Source organism: Aeromonas sp. 102P, assembly GCF_051920345.1.
GTDB lineage: Bacteria > Pseudomonadota > Gammaproteobacteria > Enterobacterales > Aeromonadaceae > Aeromonas > Aeromonas veronii.
In genome coordinates, this window is the sequence record NZ_JBQBCZ010000001.1 from 2,173,181 (window position 1) to 2,196,927 (window position 23,747).

Below are 23,747 nucleotides of genomic sequence, written 5' to 3' on the forward strand. Positions count from 1 at the left end.
TGCTGTTTTTGCGGCTCTGTTTTTGCAGCACTGTGCGTAAGTAGTGGGGAAGGCCGGGTTCAGAGGGTCAGCAACTGCTCGTTCTCGACAATCTCGCACCCGGCGGGCAGTTTCGAGAGGGCGATCATGGCGCGAGCCACCTGACTGGCCTCGATGGCGCGCCAGCGGGCGAGCTTGCCCACCAGCAGCGGCCGAAACAGCGGGTAGATGGTCTGAAAAATCTGCTCGGAGAGGCGCGGTGGCTGGCGATCTCCGAGCAGCATGGCGGGCCGCACGATGGCGAGCCGTGGCCAGGATTGGGCCAGCAGGGCCTGCTCCATCTCTCCCTTGGTACGCGGATAGAGAGCCAGGGACGATGCACTGGCCCCCATGCTCGAGACCACGATCAGCCGCTGACAGCCGTGGCGGCGGGCCAGTTCGGCAAAGGCGACCACATAGTCGAGATCGACCCGGCGAAACGCCTCGGCAGAGCCTGCCTCCTTACGGGTGGTGCCGAGGGCACAGAAGGCGATATCCACCGGGCGGGAGAGGGTAACGCTGGCCAGATCATCAAAATTGACCGGCAGCCATTGGTGCGCCTCCTTGCCCGGCTTGCGACAGAGCAGGGTCAGTTCATGTTCGGCAGGCAGTTGCTGCACCAGTTCGCGACCGATCAGGCCGCTGGCTCCGGCAATCAGGATCCGGCTCATGGGGATTCTCCCTGTGTCATTCGATGGTGTTGATGTCATGGTGGCTGTTCATCAGCATCAGGCAATTTGCGAGCAGCTGCAATGGGGGAGATGACACTGTATCCCCTGACAGGATCACGGGCAGGATGAATTACGCGGGGCTGGATAAAACAAAACCGGCGCGAGGCCGGTTTTGCGGGATATCAGAGCGGGGTATTGAAGGCTGCTGGCAGCGGGAAGTCACCCGTCACTGTGGTCAGCCTGTCGTTGGCGAAGGTGACAGTGAGCTCTTTGCGCTCCTTGTCGCCGTGGCCCGGCTGGAATTCATAGAGGTAGTACCAGGTGTTGGGGTCAAAGCCGTCACGCAGCATGGGGGTCCCCAGTACATAGCTGACCTGCTCGCGGGTCATCCCCTGGCGCAGTTTGTCGACCTGTTTTTGTTCCACATAGTTGCCCTGGGGAATATCGATACGATAGACCAGGCTGCAACCGGAGAGGGTGAGGGCGGTCAAAGCCGCGGCAATCAGGTGTTTCATCCGCATATCGAGTTCAGATCATCCATACAGTCTTTTTGGCTCGGCAAATCATACCGACTCCCTCCACGGAAGTAAAAAGCCATTGATCCATCAGCCAATAAAAAGGGTCGCACTGCGACCCTTTCTGGCAATCCGGCTGCTGTTACATCGCCGCGCGGAAGATGGCGACGATCTCTTCGTGGCTGGCCTGTTTCGGGTTGGTGAAACCGCAGGCATCTTTCAGGGCGTTGCTGGCCAGGGTATCGAAGTCATCGGCCTTGACGCCGAGCTGCTCCAGACCGGCCGGGATCTTCACATCCAGCGCCAGCTGCTTGATGGCGGCAATGGCAGCGGCGGCGCCCTGTTCGTTGCTCATGGCGCTCACGTCAACACCCATGTAGCGGGCGACATCCTTCAGACGAGCGGCGCTCACCTGGGCGTTGAACGCCTGAACGTGGGGTAGCAGCACGGCGTTGCAGACACCGTGGGGCAGGTCATAGAAACCGCCCAGCTGGTGGGCCATGGCGTGCACATAGCCCAGGCTTGCGTTGTTGAAGGCCATGCCGGCCAGGAACTGGGCGTAGGCCATCTGCTCGCGGGCATGCAGGTCATCGCCATGGTGAACGGCGGTGCGCAGGTGCTTGGCAATCAGCTCGATGGCCATCACGGCGCTGGCATCGGTTACCGGGGTGGCGATGGTGGAGACATAGGCCTCGATGGCGTGGGTCAGGGCATCCATACCGGTGGCGGCGGTCAAACCGGCTGGCTTGGCCAGCATCAGCTCGGGGTCGTTGACCGACATCAGCGGGGTAACGTGCTTGTCGATGATGGCCATTTTCACGTGGCGCGCTTCGTCGGTGATGATGCAGAAGCGGGTCATCTCGGAGGCGGTACCGGCGGTGGTGTTGATGGCGATAAGCGGCAACTGCGGCTTGGCGGAGCGATCCACCCCTTCGTAATCCTTGATGCTGCCACCGTTGGCGGCGACCAGCGCGATGCCCTTGGCGCAGTCGTGGGGCGAGCCGCCACCCAGCGAGATGACACAATCGCAGCCGTTGGCCTTGATCATGGCCAGACCCGCTTCGACGTTGCTGGTAGTGGGGTTTGGCTTGGTCTCATCGAAAACAGCGCTTTCAATACCATGTTCAGCCAGCAGGGTGGTGAGCTTGGCGACCACGCCGATCTGGTTGAGAATTTTGTCGGTGACGATCAACGCCTTGCGATAGCCGTAACCCTTGATATCGGCGGCTGCCTCTTGCAGACAGCCGGCACCCATCAGGTTGATTGCGGGAATATAGAATTTGAATGTAGCCATGATGGACTTCCTATAGTTAGCCATTAAGTGGTAGTTGAGAGTTAGGCTACCATCTAGAAAGGGATACAAAAGCATCTTGTTTACAACTTTACGGGGTCGATCACGAGTCGTTAATTAAGCGCTGAACCAGGCTTGACTTTCCCGCATCTGACTCGATTAGCAGAAAAACGTTTGTCAATTATTTCATTGAGTTAGCAAACGTTTTGCGCAATGTTTGTCACTGTCAATGCGTGGAAGTGTGAGGCGCTTCAAGGAATTGGAAAGCGCTTTCGACCATAGTTGGCGCCTCCCCGAAGAGGGGGTAAAGGCTTGAAAGTATCATAAAGAATCATCTTAACTTGTGCCCTGACCATGCTGGCAGGGGGCAACCAGGAGTCCAATATGTCTGATGTATTTCACTTGGGTTTGAAGAAAGCGGATCTGCAAGGCGCCACCCTGGCGATCGTCCCCGGTGACCCCGAGCGCGTGAAGCGTATCGCAGAGCTGTTGGATAACCCGGTGCACCTGGCCAGCCATCGTGAATTCACTACCTGGCGCGGCGAGATGGACGGCAAGGCCGTGATCATCTGCTCTACCGGTATCGGTGGCCCGTCCACCTCCATCGCGGTAGAAGAGCTGGCCCAGCTGGGTATCCGCACCTTCCTGCGTATCGGTACCACTGGCGCCATCCAGCCGCACCTGAACGTGGGTGACGTGATCGTGACCACCGGTTCCGTGCGCCTCGACGGTGCCAGCCTGCACTTCGCACCGATGGAGTTCCCGGCTGTTGCCGATTTCGACTGCACTACTGCACTGGTGAACACCGCCAAAGAGATGGGCTCCAAGCTGCACATCGGTGTGACCGCCTCCTCTGACACCTTCTACCCGGGTCAGGAGCGTTACGACACCGTATCCGGCCGCGTAGTGAGCCGTTTCCAGGGTTCCATGAAAGAGTGGCAAGCCATGGGCGTGCTGAACTATGAGATGGAATCTGCAACCCTGCTGACCATGTGCTCCAGCCAGGGCCTGCGTGCCGGTATGGTGGCTGGCGTTATCGTCAACCGTACCCAGCAGGAAATCCCGAACGCCGAGACCATGGCGAAAACCGAATCTGATGCCATCAAGATCGTACTGGGCGCTGCCCGCAAGCTGATCTGATAGCCCTCTTTGTAACAAAGAGTACCGAGTGGGGGGTGGGGGCCGTTGCGAAAGCGCGGCCCCTATCTTTATCCGCCGTTTGCCGCTTTTCCTCTCCCGTCACGCCTTTCACTGATCCCGTTGCACTCGCGCTGGTTGTCTCTACTTATTGCTCCTAAAAAGGCGCTGCACAGCGGATCTGCATCGGCTCGCCGCTCACCGGATGAGCAAAATCCAGCTCGCTGGCATGCAGCATCAGCCGCGGCGCCTGTTCGCAGCCGGGTGGCAGCAGGCCACCATAGAGATCGCAGCCGAGGATGGGGTGGCCCAGCAGCTGGCTGTGGATGCGCAGTTGATGGGTGCGGCCGGTCTCTGGCACCAACCTCACCCGGGTCAGGGGAACGGTTTGCCCCTGCATCTGCTGTGTTAGCCGCTCAGTCACCCGATAGCGGGAGCGGGCGGGTTTGCCGCTGGCAGCGCAGATCTTCATCAGCGGAAAGAGGGCCGGATCCTTGGCGATGGGGACGTCGATAATCCCTTCATCACTGGCCAGATGACCGCACAGCAGGGCATTGTAGGCTTTGCTCACCGCCCGTTGACTGAACTGCTGGCAGAGCTGGGCATTGATGGCCTTGTTTTTGGCCACCACCATGAGACCTGAGGTACCAAAATCGAGGCGGTGCACCAGGGTGCAGCCGGGGTAATCCTGTACCAGTCGATAGTGAACCGAGTCGAGGTTCTGCGGATTCTTGCCCGAGAGGCTCAGCAGGCCGCTCGGCTTGTTGATGAGCAGCAGGTGCTCATCTTCGAACAGGGTCTCGATTGCGGCACTGCAGGGCGGGGCGATAAAGGTGTCGACGATAACGGACATAGGTGGCACAGGCTGGAAACGGGGGGCGATCATACCCGAACCGGCGCGGCCAGGCGAATGGGTGGTGCGCTGCCTCGGAAAATGAACGGCATGACGCCATGCAAACTTTTGATAGTGAGCCGTGTTGAGCTAGGCGGTGTGCCGTGCAAACCGCCCAGGTCAGCAACAAGGCCCCGTTTTGTGACCCCTTCCCGAGTTCATCCGAGGCTTGCTTGTTAAGGTATGGCTCCCTGTTATGTTGTAAGGACTCATCCCATGGCACTGCCCGTTATTCTTGATTGTGATCCCGGCCACGACGACGCCATCGCCCTCATTCTGGCGCTGGCCAGCCCTGAACTGAAGGTGCTGGCGGTTACCACCAGCGCGGGCAACCAGACGCCGGACAAGACCCTCAACAATGCCCTGCGCATCCTCACCTTGCTGGGGCGGGACGATATTCCGGTGGCGGCGGGGGCACCGAAACCGCTGGCCCGGGAGCTTATCATCGCCGACAACGTCCATGGCGAATCGGGCCTCGATGGCCCCAAGTTGCCGGATCCCGCCTTTGCACCGCAGGGGATGACGGGGATCGAGCTGATGGCCAAATGTCTGCGCGAGAGCCCGCAGCCCGTGACTCTGGTGCCGACCGGGCCGCTCACCAATATCGCCCTGCTGCTGGCGGCTCATCCCGAGCTCAAACCCAAGATTGCCCGCATCGTATTGATGGGGGGCGCCGCAGGGGCTGGCAACTGGACGCCGGCGGCGGAATTCAATATTTATGTGGACCCGGAAGCGGCCGATATGGTCTTCAAGTCGGGCATCCCCATCACCATGTGCGGCCTCGATGTGACTCATGAGGCGCAGGTGATGGACGAGGATATCGAACGGGTGCGCGCCATCACCAATCCGGTGGCCCAGTGCGTGGCCGGGCTGCTCGACTTTTTCATGATCTACCATCGGGACCCCAAGTGGGGATTTGCTGGTGCACCGCTCCATGACCCCTGTACCATTGCCTGGTTGCTGGCTCCCGAGCTGTTCCACGGGGTCGAGTGCCGAGTCGATATCGAGACCCGGGGTGAGCATACCGTGGGGATGACGGTGGTGGATCGTTATGGTCTCTCCGGCAAACAAGCCAATGCGCTGGTATTGTTGGGGCTGGATCGTCCGGGCTTTATCGATCTGCTGGTGGCGCGGCTGCGGGCGTTTGACTGAGCGCCGGTTCATTTTTGCAAGAAGGGGCGGGGAATGTGGAAGAGAGGCTTGGTGCTGCTGGCCGGGTTGCAACTGACGGGCTGTGCGACGCCATTCGAGCGGATGTGGCAGGGGCTGGCGACCTGTGAATTTACCGATCTCTATGTGGATGAGACGGGCAGGCCCGCCAATCTACAACTGGCCAACTACACTCCCTACAAGGTGAGCGACGGCTTTGCCTGGTACAAGGTGCACGAGGAGCTGCACGGCTTGCCGGTGGTCGGCTTTATCGTGCCAGCCTCCAGCTTCGAAGTGCACGCCCTCTTTGTTGATACCCCCATCGCCAATGCCCGCCGCTTGACCCACAACGCCTACGGCAGCGAGTTTGGCGACGAGCCGAAGCATGACGAGGGGTTGGCGCCCCTGCTGCTGCGCGATCCCAACAACCCCAAGCGCTCCATCATCGACTGCACCCGCGGCGAGTCCGACGGGGAGCAGGAAGATTCGGCTATGCCTGCCATGGCTGAGGTAGGCTTTTAGTGTTCGTGTGTCCCGTCCTGAATATGGTTTGCACTTTTTCCCCCAATAAATCGAGAGCTCGATGGGACAAGGTGTGAAACGGACACAGCGCGATTACTCGCTGACTTTGAAACTGGCGTTGGTCGAGCAGATTGAAAAAGGCGAGCTAACCTGCCAACAAGCACAATCTCGATATAGCATTCAGGGCAATTCGACCATTCAGGTATGGTTGACTCAGAAACTGGCGCCAAGGCTGAGCAGGTGTCTTAATTCGCTCTCCCGGGGTTCCGGGCTGCCTGTGTCGACAAGGATGTCAGCATCTTCCCAATCCAGCTCACTCGACCAGGAGAGGCGCAGATGGTCGTTGAAGTAGTAGCGCAATCCTATGCTGCCTTTCAGATCCTGATTACGGGTGAAATAGGGGGAGGCTTGTGCCAGATATTTCAGATAGCGCCCCTGGCTGAACAGCTCCATTTTCTCCTGCCAGAGGGAGAAAGGTTGGCGATAATCCCAGTTAAAACCGGCGAAGGGGTAGTCAATGACCCGTTCACCCAGAAAAATCTTGGGAACCTCGCTATCTTCACGGAAGTAGAGTCGGCTTAATCCCCCTTGGGCCATCAGCTCCAGTCGGCGGCGTTTGTCGTTCCAGAAGCGGTAGCCCGGCCCCGAGCCATAGTCCATATAGAGATAGCGATCTTTATCCAGCATGTCATATTCGGCATCGAGTGAGGTGCGCAAGAACCACTGCTGGTTGAAGAAGTAGTCCAGCGTAGGGTTGAGCTGATAATCATGGCTGTCGGTGATGTTGTCAGCGGTCTCATAGGTATATTCACCGGAGAAGCTGTAACGCCAGTCCAGATTGGCCAGCTCGCTTTTCCACTTGAGGTTGACGTTGTTGGTCTGCTTGTCATTCTGTTTGAGTTTGACATTCAGATCGCCGCTGCCGGTCCAGAGCCAGGCGTTGCGTTCATCCTGGTCATCCTCGAACAGCTTGAGCCCACCCTTTGCCGTTGCCTTGGGTTTGTCCTCTTTATCAATGCGCCAGCGTTTGATGGCCTCCCGCTTGACGGTCACCGCGCCGCTGTAGGGCAGGGCGATGCGCATCGACTGTTCGGTCACCTCCTCGATGTTACCGGTCGACGATCGCCATTGTTCATCCAGAGAATGTCCTTGGCCCACAAGGAGTGACAGGCCAACAGGAATAGGAGGGGCAGGAATTTCATGAGGTAAGGTGACTCCGGTGCGACTCGGGCGCTGGTGACTTAGCCACTGACAAGTTGGCTGCTGATGGGGCGGGGCAGGCCATTTTTGCTCTCCAGCGCAGCCGTCACCTCATCCTGCATCACGTCAGGTGCGCTGATAAAGCTCTCTATGGCCGGAGATAGCACCAGCGGGGCGCCATTTTCAAGCTCTTCTTCGGTGCGGGAGAGCGGGGAGTGTACCTCCAGCCAGCGCCGACCATCCGGTTCGATGGCGACCTTGACCGGTTGATTGATGACCCGCACCGGCGTGCCGATCGGCACAATCTTGAACAGGGCCTCGATATCGTCAGGTCGCAGCCGGATGCAGCCTGCACTTACCCGCAGGCCAACGCCAAAATCCTTGTTGGTGCCGTGGATCAGGTAGTCGCGCTTGCCATAGCCAAGGCGCATGGCGAACTTGCCAAGGGGATTCTCCGGGCCGGGGGGCACCACGGCGGGCAGGGTGATCCCTTTTTGCTCCAGCCAGGATTTGCGCACCATGGGGCCGGGTACCCAGGTCGGGTTGGGATTCTTCTCGATGACCGTCGTGGTCATCTCCGGAGTCTCGCGGCCGATATCGCCAATCCCGATGGGCAGCACGATGACCTCATTCTTCCCTTTGGGGAAGTAGTAGAGGCGCAGTTCGGGCAGATTGATGACGATCCCCTCGCGAGGCACATCAGGCAGCAGCATCTGGGTGGGCAGCGTCAAACGGGTGCCCGGCTTGGGTAAATAGGGATCTACACCCGGATTTGCCTCAAGCAGCGCCAAAAATCCAATTTGCGTATTTTTGCCAACCAGTTCCAGATGTTCATTCTGCTGGATGATGTAATCCTCCAGCTCACCGATAAGGCGACTCCCGGCAGGTGGCAGCGGGTAGCGTTTGGCCTCTGCCGGCGCGGCGCAGAGCAGGATGGCTGCCAGCAGCATGGAAAGGGCGGGCGTTAAGGGTAGGGGCTTGAGTTTCGGCAATCGCATAAGAAGATCCATCAGTTCAATCGGGGCGGAAAATCATCAACACAGCCGCCAGAATGGCGCGATTGTTCCTCAATCAGCCCATGATTACCAGCTTGCTGCGCACCCGCAATGATGTGGGGATACATAGGAAACCGGCCAAAATCGGCATCACCCATAAATTTGAGCGCCGAGCAGGAAAAATAGACGCCTGATGGCAATGGTGGAATGTCACGATATGGATAATGGCCGGGTGTGCGAGAGGGTTAATGTCGGGTGGATGCAGGGTGGCCTGGCAACGCGAACAGCACGCGCCACATTGTGAGCCTGCTCCCAGATATCTGATTCAGCCATTTGATATCTAAGAAATTTTTATTGCATCCTCGGTCCAGCTCGGGTAAAAATCTCATCCCACGGAGAGATGCCGGAGTGGCCGAACGGGATTGACTCGAAATCAATTGTGGCAGCAATGCCACCCAGGGTTCGAATCCCTGTCTCTCCGCCACATACCAAGCCCAACCTGTTTAGCAGGTTGGGCTTTTTCTTTTGGTGATGTGCTGAGGGACTATCCGGCCGCCTGTGTATCTGTGGTCATCGAGCCGGATTAATGCTGTTGGATGCTCGCCGTGCCTGCCAGGAGTGCAGGCGCTGCTGCGCCCCGATGATGAAGACAAAAAAGACCGGTACGAAGAAGATGGCCAGCAGGGTGCCGCTGATCATGCCGCCAAACACGCCGGTGCCGATGGCGTGCTGGGTCTCCGCACTGGCGCCACTGGCGAGCATCAAGGGCACCACTCCGAGGGTGAAGGCCAGTGAGGTCATCAGAATGGGGCGCAGGCGCAGGCGGGCAGCAGTGACAGCCGCATCAAGCAGTGAGCGCCCTTCTCTGTGCAACTGGCGCGCAAACTCCACGATGAGGATGGCATTCTTGGCCGACAGACCGATGATGGTGATCATGCCTACTTTAAAGAAGACGTCGTTGGGCATACCGCGCAGCATCACGGCCGCGACGGCACCGAGCAGGCCCAGCGGCACCACCAGCATCACCGAGAGCGGGATCGACCAGCTCTCGTAGAGTGCCGCCAGCACCAGGAAGACCACCAGCGCGGACAACAGCATCAGCAGGGGGGCCTGCTCGGCCGACTGGCGCTCTTGCAACGACTGTCCCGTCCAGGCCAATGCGAAGCCTGGCGGCAATTGCGCCACCAGACGCTCCATCTCCGCCATCGCCGCTCCGCTGGAGATGCCGGGCGCAGCCCCCCCGGCAATACGCACGGCAGGGAAGCCATCGAAGCGCATCATCTGTTGCGGCGATTCGCGCCATTCCGGTGTCACCACCTCCCGCAGGGGGACCATGCCGCCGCTGGCATTGCGCACCCGCAGGCCGAGCACATCATCGAGCTGCATGCGCGCCGACGCGTCGGCCTGCAGAATGACCTGCTGCATGTGCCCGCCGTTGGGGAAGTCGTTGACGTAGAGCGACCCCATTGCGGCCGACAGGGTACTGCTCACGCTGGCGAACGAGAGTCCCATGGCTTCGGCCTTCTGTCGGTTGATCTCGAGGTGAATGCTCTCGCCGGGAGGCAGATTGTCGGGATACACATCACTGACTACCTGGCTGTTGGCGGCCAGTTCCAGCAGTTGTGCCTGGGCGGCCAGCAGCGCGGCTTCCCCCCGGTTGGCTCTGTCTTGCAGGAACAGGGTGAAGCCGGAGGCGGTGCCCAGCTCATCGATGGCGGGCGGCAGCAGGCTCATTACCGTGCCTTCAGGAATATTTGCCATAGCCGCTTGTGCCAGATCTGCCTCTTCGGCTGCCGTGGCGCCATGACGCTGATCCCAATCTTTGAGCATGGTGTAGGCCATGGCGGCATTGGGGCCTGCGCCGGAGAAGCTGAAGCCCTGCACCACCAGGTTGGTGTCCAGCACCTCGCGAGAGGCGACGTGAGCCTCGAAGGCCTTGACCACCTCAAGAGTACGCTCGCTGGTGGCGCCGGTCGGCAGCTGGATGGAGGTCATGAAGTAGCCCTGATCCTCGTCCGGCAGGAAAGAGGAGGGCAGCTGGGCGGCGGCGATGGCTAGCTGTGATCTCTCTGTAGGTTGTTCACTCGGGGCATTCCCGGAGAATTGGAGGCACCAACCAAACCAATCATCCGAGGTGCCCGAGTGAACAATCATAAAAATGCCCGATTAACCGTCTTTGGTCGACAGCTTCTTGTCCAGCGTATCCTTGAGCAGGGCCTGCGCGTTGAAGAGGCCGCTCACGCTGCCGGGGTCAGTATCCGCACCGCTTACAAGTGGCTCACTCGATATCGCCAGGAGGGACCTGATGGTTTGTACAATCGCTCTTCTCGACCCGCATCTTGCCCTCATGCCATTGATGACCAGCGCCAGCAGAGGATTATCGAACTGCGCAAGCAGCGACGGACCTATCGGCACATCAGCCAATATCTGGGCATAGGGCACAGTACTGTCGCCCGCATCTTGCAGCGCATGGGACTTCATCGATTGGCCAATCTGGCCCCAGCTGTTCCAGTACAACGCTATGAACATGAGAAACCGGGTGACTTGCTGCATCTGGACATCAAAAAGTTGGGGCGTTTCCACCGTCCCGGCCATCGTATCACCGGCGACCGCAGCAAGGACTCACGCGGCGCAGGGTGGGAGTGTGTTCATGTGGCGATTGATGACCACTCCCGTGTGGCGTTCAGCGCTCTGCATCCTGATGAAACGGGACGCAGTGCCTGCCTGGCGCTGTTACAGGCACTTCGCTACTACGCCGGGCTCGGCATTTGTTTCAGTCGGCTACTCACGGACAATGGAGCCTGTTACCGGTCGAAACGCTTCCAGAAGCTGTGTCGTCGGCTGGGGCTCAAGCATCTGCGCACCAAGCCTTACACACCACAAACCAATGGCAAAGCAGAGCGCTTCATTCAGACCGCCCTGCGTGAGTGGGCTTATGCACGGAGCTATGACTCGTCAGAGCAACGGGCAGAGCACTTGCAACCGTGGTTGCATGAGTACAACTGGCATCGTCCTCATGCCAGTCTGGGCTACCAGCCCCCCATCAGTCGTCTTCAATCTGTGAACAACCTGGTGGGTTTACACAGCTAGCACGGCGCAGAGGGCGGCAAAGGTTGCCATCATCCGTCCGCTGCGCCCGACCAGCCGGGTTACCCGCGCACCGTAGCCTGCCGTGAACCGCTCGAAACCCCGGTTGAAGGCACCGAAGAAGCCGCGCTTCTCATGATGATCCGGACTGACCGGACGCAGCAAGGTGGCGCAGAGCGCAGGCGTCAGGGTCAGGGCGAGAAAGGCCGAAATGAGGATCGACACCGCCATCGACAGGGTGAACTGCTGGTAGATGACCCCCACCGAGCCGCTGCCAAACGCCATGGGGAGGAACACCGCCGTGAGCACCAGGGTGATGCCGATCACCGCCCCGGTGATCTCCTTCATGGCCTGCGAGGTCGCCTCCCGGGGCGACAGCCCCCGGGTGGCCATCAGGCGCTCGACGTTCTCCACCACCACGATGGCGTCGTCGACTATGATGCCGATGGCCAGCACCATGCCGAACATGGTGAGGGAGTTGATCGAAAAACCGGCCAGCAGCATCACCGCGAAGGTGCCAAGCAGGGCGATAGGGGCGACGATGGCCGGGATCAGGGTGTAGCGCAGGTTCTGCAGGAAGAGAAACATCACCAGAAACACCAGCACCATGGCTTCCAGCAGTGTGTGGATCACCTTTTCGATGGAGACCTTGACGAAGGGGGCCGAGTCAAAGGGTATCGAATAGGTCATGCCCGCCGGCAGGGTGGGGGCGAGCTGGGCGAGACGGGTGCGTACCGCATCTGCGGTACGCACGGCGTTGGCGCCGGGGGAGAGCTGGATGGCGGCGCTGGTGGCGGCTACCCCGTTCTCGCGGTTGGAAAAGGCGTAGGATTGCGCCCCCAGCTCGACCCGGGCGACATCACCCAGCACCAGCTTGGCGCCATCACCACCAGCTCGCAGCACGATGGCGGCGAACGCCTCGGGGGTTGTCAGCTGCCCTTGAACCGTGAGGGGTACCGTCAGGCGCTGGCCAGGCAGGGCGGGCTCGTCACCGAGGCGCCCCGGGGCAATCTGGATGTTCTGCTGCTCGATGGCCTGTGCCACCTCGCCGATGGTCAGCCCGTAGGCGGCGAGTTTGGCCGGATCTACCCAGATGCGCATGGCCTGCTCGGCGCCGAACAGCTGCACTCGTCCTACCCCGTCGATGCGGCGCAGCTCCTGCACAATATTGCGTGCCATGTAGTCGTTGAGGGCAACTTCATCGAAGCGGCCATCCGGTGAGGTCATGCCGACCATCATCAGAAAGCCGGATGAGGCGGACTCCACCTGTAGGCCGGTCTGCCGCACCGCTTGTGGCAAGCGAGGTTCGACTGCCTTGATGCGGTTTTGCACGTCCATCTGGGCAAGCTCCGGATCGGTGCCCGGCTTGAAGGTGGCGGTGATCTGCGCGCTGCCCGAGGCGTCCACCGACGACTCGAAGTAGAGCAGGTTCTTCACTCCCGACAGCTCGCGCTCGATAAGGCTCACCACCGCATCGTTCAGGGTCTGCGGCGTGGCACCCGGATAGGCGGCATAGAGGGTCACCGACACCGGCGCCACCGAGGGATAGCGGGAGATGGGGAGCTTGGGGATGGCGATGACCCCTGCCAGCACGATGAACAGGGCGATCACCCAGGCAAACACCGGGCGATGGATAAAAAACTGCGGCATGGATAACTCTCCGATTCAGCGAATGCCACCGTCAGCCGGTTGGCTGACAGCGGGTGCTTGCCAGGGGGAAGCTGTGACCTGAACCCCCGGGGTCAGACGGTCGATCCCTTCGATCACCACCTGTTGCCCGGCACTGAGCCCGGACGCGATGCGGTACTGGCTATTCACCAGTTCAGCGGTGTTGACCGGAACCAGCTGTGCCTGCCCCTGGCCATCCACCACCCACACGCGGGTCTGACCCGATGTGCGAACTACCGCCTGCTGGGGCACGGTCAGGGCGTTGGTATAGCGGGCACGGGGGATGCGCGCCTGCACATAGAGGCCGGGCAACAGCCGCCGCTCAGGGTTATCCACCAGCACCCGCAGCAGCACATCGCCGGTCCCGGCATCGACCTCGATGCCGGAGAAGAGGATGTGCCCCTGCATGCCCAGCGGCGTGCCATTGCTGCCGAGGATCTCTACCGCCAGTTCCGGTGCCGTTGAGCCAGCCTGCTGGCGCAGGGATTCCAGCACCGAGGCCGGTTGACGCACATCGACGTAGACCTGATCAATCTGCTGGATCCTGGCCATGGGTGTGGCATCGGTGGGCGACACCAGGGCACCTTCACTCACCAGCGCCTGATCGATGCGCCCGGCGATGGGGGCCTCCACGCTGGCAAATTGCAGGTTCAGCTGGTGCCGGGCCAGAGTCGCCCTGGCCTGGGCTACATCGGCGGCCGCCTGATCCCGCTGGGAGATCGCATCGTCATAGGTCTGGCGGCTGATGGCGTCGGTGCGCAGCAGCGGCTGCAGGCGCTCAATCTGGATGCGGGCGCGGGCCAGCACGGCCTCGGCCCGTTGCAATGCGGCGGCGGCGCTGTCGACATCGGCCTTGAAGGGGGCCGGGTTTATCTGGAACAGCACTGTGCCTGAGCTGATCTCGGCGCCCTGCTCGAACAGGCGGCGCTGTACGATGCCGCTGATCTGGGCGCGAATGTCGGCGCTGCGCAGTGCCGCCACCCGGGCGGGCAGATCCTCGCTGATGACCAGCTCCCGACCAGTCAGAGTCAGCACCGACACCTGAGGAGGGGCGGGTGCCTCCTGCTCTTGCGGCGCGACATCGCAACCCGCCAACCCGAATGCGGCAATGACGGCGAGCAGGGCGCCCGCATACCGCTGTTTTACAAACATCATCCACTCACCTCGTTAAACCGTCTCTCCGGTGTGATGTGACCGGAGAGTGCATCGAGCGGCCATTATGGCGAGGGGCTATTGCGAATGATTCGAGGCTTTGTGGAGAATCCATGGAGGCGATGATAAAGTTCAACGCCACCTTTTTTCGAGTCCGACTATGTCCCATCTCAATGCTTCCGCCAGCCCGGCGGGCCAGTCACTGGTACTGATTGCAGAGGATGAAGCCGAGATCGCCGACATCCTCGCCGCTTACCTGCAACGTCATGGCTTGCGCTCCCTGCACGCCGCCGATGGCCGTGAAGCGCTGGTCATGCATCAGGCATTCAAACCCGATCTCCTGCTGCTGGATGTGCGGATGCCGCAACTGGATGGCTGGCAGGTGCTCAGCGAGATCCGGGCGCGCGGCGATACGCCGGTGATCATGTTGACCGCCCTCGATCAGGATCTCGACAAGCTGATGGGGCTGCGCATGGGGGCGGATGACTATGTGGTCAAACCCTTCAATCCGGCCGAGGTGGTGGCGCGAGTGCAGGCCGTGCTCAGGCGCACCCGGGCCGTAAAGCCTGCCACGGCGAACGTGCTGCGGGTCGGCCAGTTGCAGATCGATCTGGAGAGCCACGAGGCCTGCATTTTCCGCGATGACCAGCAGCAGGTGCTGGAGCTGACCCTGACCGAGTTCAAGTTGCTCGCCTCTTTGATGCGGGCGCCGAAACGGGTGTTCAGCCGCGCCGAACTGCTGACTCACTGCTTGCCGGAGGGGGATACCCAGGAGCGTACGGTGGATAGCCACATCAGCAAGTTGCGCAAAAAACTGGAGACACACGGCATTCAGGGGGTCCCCGCCAGTGTCTGGGGCGTTGGCTATCGCTTCGGGGGCGATGCATGAAATCGGCGCCCGGCCTTCGCAGGCAGATCATCCGCTCTCTGGGCTTGATGACGCTTGGTATCATCTCCCTCGCGGTGATCGGCACCTATGTGTTTTATGGCATCGCCGTGGCGTTTGTGCCGGGCAGCATCTCCGAGACCTGGGTGCCCTCCAGAGTCGAGATGATCTGGATCGGCTCCACCATTCTCATTGCATTGGGGATGGCGCTTTACGTGGCGGTGCGCCTCTCTCGCCGCATCCTGACTCCCCTCAACTCGGTGGCAACCAGCCTGCGCGAGGTGGCCGAGGGCAAACTCGATGCCCGTGTGCCGGAGGATGAGCAGGCGATCGGGGAGACGGCGCAACTGGTGCGCGACTTCAATACTATGGCCGAGCGACTGCAGAGCATGACCCGCGAGCGGGAGTTCTGGAATGCCGCAATTGCCCACGAGTTGCGCACTCCGGTGACCATTTTGCGCGGCCGTTTGCAGGGGCTGGCCGAAGGGGTATTTCCTCCCAGCAGCGAACTCTTCGAGGGATTGCTGCGTCAGGTGGAGGGGCTCAATCACCTGATCGAGGATTTGCGGGTATTGAGCCTCAACGACAGCGGCCATCTGGAGTTGCAGCGGACCGAGGTCAGGCTGGCCGACGAGCTTGCCGTGGTGCTTGAGGCGTTTGCCAGCCCTCTGGCGGCGAGCGGATTTGTGTTGCAGCGGGAGCTCGATAGCGAACTTCATGTTTGCTGCGATCTGTTTCGTATCCGTCAGGCTCTGATGGCGCTGTTGGAAAATGCCCAGAAGCACGCGCTGCCGGGCCTGCTGACCGTGCGGCTGCATCGCTCGGAGAGTGTGTGCGTCCTGAGTGTGGAAGATGAGGGGCCGGGCATCAGCGAGGAGATCGCCGCCTGTATCTTCGATGCGTTTCGTCGCGGAGATCCGTCACGCTCGCGCAAGAGCGGCGGGAGCGGACTCGGACTCGCCGTGGTCAAGGCGATTGCCGAGGCCCACGGTGGCAGCGCGGTTTGCCAAGCTACCGGGCAGGGAGGGAGCCGATTCGTGCTCTCTTGGCCCATCTCTGCCATGTCCGGTTGCCCTGAAACCTAGCCTGCGGGCGGCAGGTTCTGATGAAGCTATACAGCTGACAGCTGCCCGCACAGGGGCGTTCGGCAAGCGACCGTCATAGGGTTTTCTACCGCTTGTGCCGGGTGAGCAGGAGGGGTTTGGACATGGCTCATTTGGCGCGAAATCATGGTTTTTTGCCGCTAAAAATTGAAACCGTTTTCAGAAATCCTTTTCAACTGTGATCCGCTTCAAAGCTTTTTCGGGCGCCAACCTCTAGCATTGGCTCCACGAATTAGGGGCTAGCGCTCCCGATTTTCCCGCTGTGGGAGGTAACCGGATGATCCGGCTATTTCCTTCGTTACTTTCGACGGTCATCATGGATGGCCGTTTTTTTTGAGTTATTTCACGGTAAAGGGTCGAGCCGCTGGCGCTTTACCGTTAAAATTCCGCTTTTGCACTTGCCCGTGAGTCTTGATGTCTGCGTCCACCCTCTCTTCGGATAGTTATGCCCTGCTCGCCACCCTGCAATTGCAGCGCGTTGCCAGTACCCGTTTGCTGCAAGAACAACTGGCGTTAGGCCATGCCCTGATCGATAAACTGACCCGACTGCAGGATGCGGGGCTGGTCAGATTACGTGGGGAGCAGCAGTGGAGCCTGACCGCCGAGGGGACGTTGGCGCTGATCCTGGGGGTGCGTGCCGGTCTCTGCCCGGCACCGGACTGGAGCCGGGTGCCCTCATTGACCGGGCAGGATCTCACCCATGCGGTGGTGCGCGAGCTCTGCCGCGGCAAGGCGGGGGAGATCCCCACCTATTTCTCGGCCAGCGATCTGCTGACCCTGCTCGATACCCCGGACGCTCACCAGTTGCTGGCGGGCTCCAGCCCCGCCTGGCAGCAAATGTTGCTGGAGCACTTCTCGCTGCAACTCTTGCTTGATGCCCCCTATGAAGAGCGCTGGCCGTTGGCCAATGCGCTGGTGCGCTGCGCCCCCGAGGTACAGGCCCGGGCCAAAGCGTTCGAGGCGGAGTGGCGCTGGCTCTGCGGGGATGGCGAGAGCACATCGCCAACCGGCGAGGACAAGGATGCCGCCCCCGGCTGGCCAGCCCTGCAGGCGCTGGCCCAGCAGAGCCAGAGCGGCCCGCTTGGCGAGCGGCTGCTCACCGCACTGGGCCAGTGGCAGGCAACCGATGAGGGCGAGGCGGGCCAGTGGCCCCGTTCGTTCAGCGCCCTGCTCTGGCTTGGCTGGTTGCAGCAGGCCGATCCCGTCATCGCCAGCGAACAGCGCAAGAAGTGGCAGCGCAGCCTGACTGGCCAGTTCCCCCTGCTTGCCGACCTGCTCAGCCAGTGGGCGGGTGATCGCCACGGTCAGGCGGTTGGCCTGTTTGATACCCTGCAACTGCCGGTGGAGGAGCTCCACTGGGGCTATCTCTGGCTCGATCTCTGCGCGCTGGCCCGTCACGGTGCCCAGAGCCCGCAGGTGGCCATGTTGCACAAGTGGGATCTCTCCCATCTGCTCGATGCCGAGCCCCATCATCGCCTGATGGCCTTTTGTCAGGATCTGCTGCGTATCTTGTTGGGCGAGGCGGCCAAAGGGGCGCCCTTGTGCCAACTGCGCGGCAGTGAGGAGAGTACGCAAGAGGGCAGTGACGAGCAGGATGATGACGGGGACGAGGATAAAACCGCGGCCTCTGCCAGCTGGCTCAACTGGTTGCAGGGGCTGGGACGCTCCAGTGGCGTGCGCAAGCCGCAGGAGCGGCTGGTGTGGCTGCTCCATGCCGACGGTCCCGAGCTGGAGTGCAAGATCCAGAAGCTGAGCACCAAGGGGGAGTGGACCGCCGGTCGCCGGGTCGATCCGGCCCTGCTCTCTACCCAGTATGCCGCCATGCTCGACGAGCATGACTGGGCGCTGGTCCGCACCCTGCCACGGGTGATGGGACGACTGCCGCGGGATGTCTGGGCGCCGCTGGCCGATCACCCCCGCTTGTTCAACGCCAAGGGGCAAAAGCTGCAACTGGCCATCAGCGCCCCCCTGCTGCAGGTGGTGGCCACCGAACAGGGGATGAGCGCGCAGCTCTGTCCCGATGCGGCCGCTCGCGGGGCCCATATCATGCCGCTGGCACAGGATCTGTGGCAGCTGATCCTCACCCCGCAGCCGCTGCTCGACCGCTTGCCTGCGCTCGAATCCATCCCGCTGCTGCCCGCCGAGGGGCTGGCCGAGCTGCAACGCACGCTGGACGCCATTCCCGAACTACCTTGGCACAGTCAGGTTGCGGGGCTTAGCGGCAATGCCGAACTGGCTCCCTGGCCGGGCATTCCTTCGGTGCAACTGGATTGGCAGGATGGTCAGCTCTCGGTCAAGCTGGTGACCCGCTTTGAGGATCTGCCGCCCCAGCCCCTTGGCAAGGGGGAGGCGATCGTGCGGCAGGGGATCAAGGCGTACCACTACTGGCAGCGGGATCTCGGGGCCGAGAAGCTGCAGGCCCAGTTGCTGCTCAATCAATTGCCCATCGGCCTGCCCGGCAGCGAGTGGCTACTGCAGGGGGAGCAGGCGCTGGCGCTGGTCAATGCCCTGCCCGAGCTGGTGGATGCCGGTGTGGTCATTCACTGGCATCAGGACAGCGCCCGCCTCAAGAGCCTTGATGAAGCGGCTCTGAGCCTGCGCATCGAGCGGCGGCAGGACTGGTTCCAGGTCGAAGGGGCACTGGCCCTCGATGAGCACCAGATCCTCGACCTGCGCCTTATTCTGCGCCAGATGACCCCGGGGCAGCGCACCGTTCAGCTCGACGAGAAGACCAGCCTGATGCTGAGCGACAAGCTAGTGGAGCGGCTCACCATGCTGGGGGCCATGCTCGATGAAGAGCAGCGGATCAACAACAAGCTGGCCTATCCGCTCACTCGTCTGCTCTCGGTCATTACCACCGAAGGGGATGCGGCGTGGCAATCCCTGCAGCAGGAGTGGCAGCAGGAGGTCGAGTGCCCGGACGAGCTGCTTACCTCCCTGCGGGACTATCAGAAAGAGGGGGTGCGCTGGATGGCGACCCTGGCCCATCACGGTTTTGGTGCCTGTCTGGCCGATGACATGGGTCTGGGCAAGACGCTGCAGGCGCTTATCGTGCTGCGGATGCGCCAGCACCTTGGCCCTGCGCTGGTGGTAGTACCCAAGTCAGTGGTCACCAACTGGCAGGAGGAGGTGACTCGTTTTGCCCCCGAACTGGATGTGGTGGTGTTCGAGAACCCGGCCGAGCGGGAGGGGATGATTCGCGAGGCCAAGGCCGGTCAGGTGATCCTCATCAACTACGGCATGCTCGGCAGCCTGGCGGAGGCGCTCAAGTCCCGCCGCTGGTCCAGTATGGTGCTCGATGAGGCGCAGCAGATCAAAAACGCCGGTACCCAGCGCGCCAAGCTGCTGTTCCAGCTCGACGGCGATTTTCGCCTCGCCCTCTCCGGCACCCCCATCGAGAACCATCTGGGGGAGCTGTGGAGCCTCTTCACCTTTATCAACCCGGGGCTGCTCGGCAGCCTTGGCGAGTTCAAGCGCCGTTTTGGCAAGGCGGTCAAGGATCCCCAGCACATGGCGCTGCTGCGGGCGGTGATCAGCCCCTTCATCCTGCGTCGTCTCAAGCAGCAGGTGCTGACCGAGCTGCCGGACAAGACCGAGATCATCCACCACATCAGCCTCTCCCCCGAGGAGCGTCAGCTCTACGAGGCGACCCGGCGGGAAGTGGTGCAGCAGGTGCAAAGCGCCGATGGCCGCGCCTTGATGCATGTGCTGAGCGGCCTGACCCGGCTGCGCCGCCTCTGCTGCTCGCCGGAGCTGGTGATGCCCGAGTGGTCGCAAACCAGCAGCAAGCTGGACGAGGCGATGGCCCTGCTGGAAGAGGCGATCGACGGTGGTCATCGGGTGCTGGTGTTCAGCCAGTTTGTCGATCTGTTGAGCCTGCTGCGAGCCCGCATCGAGCAGAAGTCCTGGGACTACTGCTATCTGGATGGGGGCTGCTCCGCCAAGTCCCGTCAGGACTCCATCCTGCGTTTTCGTCATGAGGAGGTGCCGCTGTTCCTCATCAGCCTCAAGGCGGGGGGGACCGGCCTCAACCTCACCCAGGCCGATACCGTGCTGCACCTCGATCCCTGGTGGAACCCGGCGGTGGAAGATCAGGCGAGCGATCGGGCGCACCGGATGGGCCAGACCCAGCCGGTGACCGTGTACCGGCTGGTGTGCGAGCAGACGGTGGAGGAGAAGATCGTCGCTCTGCACGACGAGAAGCGGGCGCTGGCCGATGGCCTGCTGAGCGGCCAGTCCGAGGTGCGCGGGCTGGATGTGGAGAGCCTGCGAGCCCTGCTGATGGGCTGATTGGCGACGCCGCCTTTCATACCGCCTATCGATACAGAAAAGGGGAGAACATCAAGAGATGTTCTCCCTTTTCTTATTTGGGGTGCTGATGCGGGATACTTCGTTTATCGCGGCAAGGCGGCCCAGCTATTCCTGATCCAGTCACCCCTGATAGAGATAGAGGTGCAGCCGCTCGATGATGGGCTCGCCGCCAATCTTGCGATCCCGCCGCGCCTGTCGGCTCTTGGGGGGATAGTTGCCCAGATGGGTGACCGCAGGCGGGGTATCCGAGCAGAGCAGCAGAGGCAGGCTCGCCTTGATCTGCTGCTTGCGCGGGGTGCGCTCCAGCCAGAGCAGGTTGATCATCGGGTGAGTCTTGACCGGGCGGCGGATCCGCAGCTCGGCATCGGCGGGCAGACGGCGAATGTCGTACACCTCCTGATCCACCATCTTGCTCCACTCCTCGTTGTTGGAGAGGGCCGGTATATAGCGGCGGCTGCGCTCCAGCATCTCAAGCACCTGCTCGCGACTGAGGCGATTGATGGTCTGCTTGTCGGCCCAGGTAAAGCCGAGGGATTGCAGCTCCCCCGCCAGCAGGGTCAGTTTGCGGTAGACCTGCAAGGTGATCACCCCAGGCAGAGCGGTATGTACCAGCTCGAACTTCTCGTCCCGTCCCCCCGCCTGCTGCACCAGCGCTTTGAAATCGAGTTTGTGCTGGTTGATTTGGTCGATCAGCGGTTGCAGCAAGGGGGCTGCGGCGGCAGGAAAGCGCAACCAGCCGGGCAGCCGATGAGTCGCCTTGGTGGAGCAGCCGGGGCGGGCGCTATGATCCCGATAGGCGGCGAGGGTGGCCGCCAGCGCGGCTTCACCGTTGAGATAGCCCACCTCAATTTGCTCGATCGGGTCGTGCTCTTCCCCCTGTGCAACCGGGGGGAGGGGATAGGCATGGGCCTCCTGCAGCTCGAGCTGGCCAAGCAGATCGGCCAGCTGGTTGAGAGAGGCTTCTATGGCGGCCATCTGTTGACGCAGGGCGGCGGTCGGGGTAAAGGTATCCATCGATGATCCTGTGGTTTCATCCGCCTCTGACGACATAAACGATGGCGTCAGGGCAGGGGAATAAACTACTGTATAAATAACCATACCAGTATGCCGGTTGCGCGCCAAGAGGGGCGTTTTCGGGTCTTCATCGAGGGAGCTGCGCGGGAGGAAAGTAAGTTTGTTTTATGTTTCATTGTGTTAATTTAAGATCACCAATAGATCGAAGAATTAACAATAGAATGTAATGACGGGGTTGCCAGCCATGGCGCGTCCATTGGCGAGTGCATAGGCAATGCGGTAAATTGCATATGTAAGGTGGTGCCATGTAGCACAATATGCTGCGGGCCGTTGATGGTCGAATAGTGACTTAATTATTCTTTATAAATCAAAGTATTAAAATTATATCAGTCAGTTTTTTACTATTAGTTTTCCTAATGTAACGTATCAAAATTCGTCAATTGAGTCGGCCCTGCTCCCTGACTAAGCTTTGCGCATCAAATAAAGCCCAGTGCGTAAACAAATATTCAGAGGAGCCACATCATGGCCAACATGACTTATACCGAAACCGGTTACCAGCATTCCAGCCAATTGAATCTGGTTGCTCGCGTTAAAATGACCGTTCTGACCTGGCTGGAGCGCAGCCGCAGCCGTCGCCAGCTCTCCGAGCTGCCCGAGTACCTGCTCAAAGATATCGGCCTGAACGAAGCTGACCGTTATCAAGAGACCACCAAGCCGTTCTGGCGTGGTTGATCTGCCGGGCATGGATGCCTTGTTTTTCTGCTGAGTCGTTTGCTGTTCTGCCCCGTGGCGCCTGGCCGCCAAGTCTGTCATTGTCTGTTTTATATCCCCCGTTTTCCCCCTGTTATTTGTTGGTCCTTTTTCCTCTCCTCTTTATTGCACATCGCTACTGCCATTGCTGTCATCGTTCGATTGTTATCACACTTGTATCGTTAATGTTTGAATTTGTTTAAAAAACGATTTTAAGCCGCGATGCCTTGCGTATAATCCGGCCATAGTATTCCAGAGCGAGAGGGTGAGACGGATGATTCCCCAGCACGATTTTTTGGCCTTGACCCGCAGCCATGAGTGGCAGCTTGAGCCCTTTGAATTTGCCCTGCCCGATGGTGCGCGGGTCAGCGTCTGGGATACGGGCGTGCTCTGTCTGGAGCCTGCCAGTGGCACGGACGACCAGCCGGGAGGACGCAAGGATATCGTCCTCTCCTGCGGTATTCACGGCAACGAGACCGCTCCCATCGAGATCTGCAACCAGCTGCTGAGCCGTCTGCTCTCTGGCGAGCTGAGCGCCCGCCATCGGGTGCTGTTCCTGTTTGGCAATCCGGCGGCGATAAATCTGGGGCTGCGGGAGGTGGAGGAGAACATGAACCGGCTCTTCTCCGGTGCACACAGCAAGGGAGAGGGGCTCTGCAATCGGGAGCGGATCCGCGCCATGCGCCTCGAGCAGTATGTGAGCCGCTTCTTTGCTGATCCGGCTCGTCCCCGCTACCACTACGACCTGCACACCGCCATTCGCGGCTCGCGCCACGAGAAGTTTGCCGTCTACCCCTTTCCCCATGAGCGGCCTCACTGCCGCGAGCAGGTGCAGTTCCTCGGCGCCTGCGGGGTGCGCACCATTCTGCTCTCCGCCAGCCCGACCACGACCTTCAGCTACTACAGCTCCCGCCAGCATGGTGCCCACGCCTTTACGGTGGAGTTGGGCAAGGTGCGCCCGTTTGGCGAGAACGATATGACCCGCTTTATCGAAACCCGCCAGGCGCTGCAGGAGCTGGTGACTCAGGATGAAGTGGCACTGGAGCCGTGGCGGGCGGATGATTTCATCCTGTTTGCCATCGATCGGGTGATCACCAAAAAATCGGATCAGTTTCGCTTTCTATTCGCCAGCGATGTGGACAACTTCACCGAATTCCCCCAAGGGTTCGTGCTGGCCGAGGATGGCGAGCTGCGCTACATCGTCGAGAAGCCGCGTGAGGCGGTGGTCTTCCCCAATGCCAATGTGGCGATCGGTCAGCGCACCGTGCTGATGGTGGTGCCGACAAGGCTCTGGGAATAGCTGTGATAGTTTTGCCTGCAGAGCGGTGAGGCATCCGCAGGTGGCGCCAAGCCATTGTTTTAGTCGGTGGCTCAGACACAGCAGCG

The 23,747-nt window shown here is 60.8% G+C and carries 17 protein-coding genes, 1 tRNA gene and 3 pseudogenes; 11 read left to right on the forward strand and 10 right to left on the reverse strand.

Annotated elements, in window-relative coordinates:
• Positions 1-59 precede the first annotated feature (59 nt).
• From ACTG1K_RS10380 to yiaY, 3 genes are all read right to left on the reverse strand, one after another.
• Positions 60-689 carry an NAD(P)H-binding protein gene (locus ACTG1K_RS10380; protein ID WP_201936865.1) on the reverse strand — a complete coding sequence of 210 codons (630 nt, stop codon included), beginning with the start codon at positions 687-689 and terminating at the stop codon, positions 60-62.
• A gap of 182 nt (positions 690-871) precedes the next feature.
• The gene (bamE, locus tag ACTG1K_RS10385; protein ID WP_005337980.1) at positions 872-1,210 is read right to left on the reverse strand and encodes an outer membrane protein assembly factor BamE; all 339 of its coding nucleotides are present in this window, start codon (positions 1,208-1,210) and stop codon (positions 872-874) included.
• A gap of 136 nt (positions 1,211-1,346) precedes the next feature.
• Positions 1,347-2,498, reverse strand: a complete 1,152-nt coding sequence (gene yiaY / locus ACTG1K_RS10390; RefSeq protein WP_201936862.1) for an L-threonine dehydrogenase — start codon at positions 2,496-2,498, stop codon at positions 1,347-1,349.
• Between the two features lie 381 nt (positions 2,499-2,879).
• Here yiaY and udp point away from each other — a divergent pair, with 381 nt between their 5' ends.
• Complete coding sequence (gene udp, locus ACTG1K_RS10395; RefSeq protein ID WP_005337975.1) at positions 2,880-3,635, forward strand: uridine phosphorylase; 756 nt, start codon at positions 2,880-2,882, stop codon at positions 3,633-3,635.
• A 154-nt stretch (positions 3,636-3,789) separates the two neighbouring features.
• Here udp and ACTG1K_RS10400 read toward each other — a convergent pair whose 3' ends face one another.
• A complete protein-coding gene (locus tag ACTG1K_RS10400; protein ID WP_440005250.1) occupies positions 3,790-4,518 on the reverse strand; it encodes an RluA family pseudouridine synthase in 729 nt (242 codons plus the stop codon).
• Positions 4,519-4,740: 222 nt separating this feature from the next.
• Here ACTG1K_RS10400 and rihA point away from each other — a divergent pair, with 222 nt between their 5' ends.
• The 3 genes and pseudogenes from rihA to ACTG1K_RS10415 all read left to right on the forward strand — a co-directional run.
• On the forward strand, positions 4,741-5,676 hold the full coding sequence (gene rihA, locus ACTG1K_RS10405) for a pyrimidine-specific ribonucleoside hydrolase RihA (RefSeq protein ID WP_440005252.1): 936 nt from the start codon (positions 4,741-4,743) through the stop codon (positions 5,674-5,676).
• A 33-nt stretch (positions 5,677-5,709) separates the two neighbouring features.
• Positions 5,710-6,195 carry a hypothetical protein gene (locus tag ACTG1K_RS10410; protein WP_440005254.1) on the forward strand — a complete coding sequence of 162 codons (486 nt, stop codon included), beginning with the start codon at positions 5,710-5,712 and terminating at the stop codon, positions 6,193-6,195.
• Positions 6,196-6,256: 61 nt separating this feature from the next.
• A pseudogene (locus ACTG1K_RS10415) lies at positions 6,257-6,406 on the forward strand (IS3 family transposase); the annotation flags it as partial.
• A gap of 2 nt (positions 6,407-6,408) precedes the next feature.
• Here the strand turns inward: ACTG1K_RS10415 and ACTG1K_RS10420 are convergent.
• Together ACTG1K_RS10420 and ACTG1K_RS10425 are read right to left on the reverse strand one after the other, a co-directional pair.
• A pseudogene (locus ACTG1K_RS10420) lies at positions 6,409-7,397 on the reverse strand (DUF481 domain-containing protein).
• 39 nt (positions 7,398-7,436) lie between these two features.
• Positions 7,437-8,345: a L,D-transpeptidase family protein gene (locus ACTG1K_RS10425; RefSeq protein WP_232489899.1), complete on the reverse strand. Its 909-nt coding sequence runs from the start codon at positions 8,343-8,345 to the stop codon at positions 7,437-7,439.
• Positions 8,346-8,784: 439 nt separating this feature from the next.
• Between ACTG1K_RS10425 and ACTG1K_RS10430 the strand changes: the two genes are divergently transcribed.
• Positions 8,785-8,874: transfer RNA gene (locus tag ACTG1K_RS10430), tRNA-Ser, on the forward strand.
• An 86-nt stretch (positions 8,875-8,960) separates the two neighbouring features.
• On the opposite strand, the pseudogene ACTG1K_RS10435 reads toward ACTG1K_RS10430, so the two are convergent.
• Positions 8,961-10,448, reverse strand: a pseudogene (locus ACTG1K_RS10435) (efflux RND transporter permease subunit); the annotation flags it as partial.
• A gap of 84 nt (positions 10,449-10,532) precedes the next feature.
• Between ACTG1K_RS10435 and ACTG1K_RS10440 the strand changes: the two are divergent.
• Positions 10,533-11,480, forward strand: a complete 948-nt coding sequence (locus tag ACTG1K_RS10440) for an IS481 family transposase (protein WP_440004735.1) — start codon at positions 10,533-10,535, stop codon at positions 11,478-11,480.
• On the opposite strand, the gene ACTG1K_RS10445 is transcribed toward ACTG1K_RS10440, so the two are convergent.
• The gene (locus ACTG1K_RS10445) at positions 11,469-13,127 is read right to left on the reverse strand and encodes an efflux RND transporter permease subunit (RefSeq protein ID WP_440005256.1); all 1,659 of its coding nucleotides are present in this window, start codon (positions 13,125-13,127) and stop codon (positions 11,469-11,471) included. The genes ACTG1K_RS10440 and ACTG1K_RS10445 overlap by 12 nt on opposite strands.
• Positions 13,128-13,142: 15 nt before the next feature.
• Entirely contained in the window at positions 13,143-14,300 is a 1,158-nt protein-coding gene (locus ACTG1K_RS10450) for an efflux RND transporter periplasmic adaptor subunit (RefSeq protein WP_440005258.1), read from the reverse strand.
• Between the two features lie 157 nt (positions 14,301-14,457).
• Between ACTG1K_RS10450 and ACTG1K_RS10455 the strand changes: the two genes are divergently transcribed.
• The 3 genes from ACTG1K_RS10455 (at position 14,458) to ACTG1K_RS10465 (ending at position 20,576) form a co-directional block, all read left to right on the forward strand.
• A complete protein-coding gene (locus ACTG1K_RS10455; protein ID WP_440005260.1) occupies positions 14,458-15,186 on the forward strand; it encodes a response regulator in 729 nt (242 codons plus the stop codon).
• The gene (locus tag ACTG1K_RS10460) at positions 15,183-16,268 is read left to right on the forward strand and encodes an ATP-binding protein (RefSeq protein ID WP_440005262.1); all 1,086 of its coding nucleotides are present in this window, start codon (positions 15,183-15,185) and stop codon (positions 16,266-16,268) included. Before ACTG1K_RS10455 ends, ACTG1K_RS10460 begins: the two co-directional genes overlap by 4 nt.
• 432 nt (positions 16,269-16,700) lie before the next feature.
• Entirely contained in the window at positions 16,701-20,576 is a 3,876-nt protein-coding gene (locus ACTG1K_RS10465; RefSeq protein ID WP_440005266.1) for an SNF2-related protein, read from the forward strand.
• Between the two features lie 141 nt (positions 20,577-20,717).
• On the opposite strand, the gene ACTG1K_RS10470 is transcribed toward ACTG1K_RS10465, so the two are convergent.
• Positions 20,718-21,611, reverse strand: a complete 894-nt coding sequence (locus ACTG1K_RS10470; RefSeq protein ID WP_236302299.1) for a DNA replication terminus site-binding protein — start codon at positions 21,609-21,611, stop codon at positions 20,718-20,720.
• Positions 21,612-22,133: 522 nt separating this feature from the next.
• Here ACTG1K_RS10470 and ACTG1K_RS10475 point away from each other — a divergent pair.
• Together ACTG1K_RS10475 and astE are read left to right on the forward strand one after the other, a co-directional pair.
• Positions 22,134-22,343 carry a DUF1127 domain-containing protein gene (locus ACTG1K_RS10475; RefSeq protein ID WP_005337823.1) on the forward strand — a complete coding sequence of 70 codons (210 nt, stop codon included), beginning with the start codon at positions 22,134-22,136 and terminating at the stop codon, positions 22,341-22,343.
• Positions 22,344-22,635: 292 nt separating this feature from the next.
• Positions 22,636-23,661, forward strand: coding sequence for a succinylglutamate desuccinylase (astE, locus tag ACTG1K_RS10480; protein ID WP_440005268.1), 1,026 nt, complete (start codon positions 22,636-22,638; stop codon positions 23,659-23,661).
• Positions 23,662-23,747: the final 86 nt, after the last annotated feature.

Excerpts from the sequence above, each read along its gene's own strand:
- bamE (WP_005337980.1), bottom strand. The coding sequence starts at position 1,210 with ATGCGGATGAAACACCTGATTGCCGCGGCTTTGACCGCCCTCACCCTC.
- yiaY (WP_201936862.1), bottom strand. The coding sequence starts at position 2,498 with ATGGCTACATTCAAATTCTATATTCCCGCAATCAACCTGATGGGTGCC.
- ACTG1K_RS10445 (WP_440005256.1), bottom strand. The coding sequence starts at position 13,127 with ATGCCGCAGTTTTTTATCCATCGCCCGGTGTTTGCCTGGGTGATCGCC.
- astE (WP_440005268.1), top strand. The coding sequence starts at position 22,636 with ATGATTCCCCAGCACGATTTTTTGGCCTTGACCCGCAGCCATGAGTGG.
- ACTG1K_RS10465 (WP_440005266.1), top strand. The coding sequence starts at position 16,701 with ATGTCTGCGTCCACCCTCTCTTCGGATAGTTATGCCCTGCTCGCCACC.
- rihA (WP_440005252.1), top strand. The coding sequence starts at position 4,741 with ATGGCACTGCCCGTTATTCTTGATTGTGATCCCGGCCACGACGACGCC.
- ACTG1K_RS10450 (WP_440005258.1), bottom strand. The coding sequence starts at position 14,300 with ATGATGTTTGTAAAACAGCGGTATGCGGGCGCCCTGCTCGCCGTCATT.
- ACTG1K_RS10475 (WP_005337823.1), top strand. The coding sequence starts at position 22,134 with ATGGCCAACATGACTTATACCGAAACCGGTTACCAGCATTCCAGCCAA.
- ACTG1K_RS10400 (WP_440005250.1), bottom strand. The coding sequence starts at position 4,518 with ATGATCGCCCCCCGTTTCCAGCCTGTGCCACCTATGTCCGTTATCGTC.
- ACTG1K_RS10470 (WP_236302299.1), bottom strand. The coding sequence starts at position 21,611 with ATGGATACCTTTACCCCGACCGCCGCCCTGCGTCAACAGATGGCCGCC.
- ACTG1K_RS10380 (WP_201936865.1), bottom strand. The coding sequence starts at position 689 with ATGAGCCGGATCCTGATTGCCGGAGCCAGCGGCCTGATCGGTCGCGAA.
- ACTG1K_RS10425 (WP_232489899.1), bottom strand. The coding sequence starts at position 8,345 with ATGCTGCTGGCAGCCATCCTGCTCTGCGCCGCGCCGGCAGAGGCCAAA.
- udp (WP_005337975.1), top strand. The coding sequence starts at position 2,880 with ATGTCTGATGTATTTCACTTGGGTTTGAAGAAAGCGGATCTGCAAGGC.
- ACTG1K_RS10460 (WP_440005262.1), top strand. The coding sequence starts at position 15,183 with ATGAAATCGGCGCCCGGCCTTCGCAGGCAGATCATCCGCTCTCTGGGC.
- ACTG1K_RS10410 (WP_440005254.1), top strand. The coding sequence starts at position 5,710 with ATGTGGAAGAGAGGCTTGGTGCTGCTGGCCGGGTTGCAACTGACGGGC.
- ACTG1K_RS10455 (WP_440005260.1), top strand. The coding sequence starts at position 14,458 with ATGTCCCATCTCAATGCTTCCGCCAGCCCGGCGGGCCAGTCACTGGTA.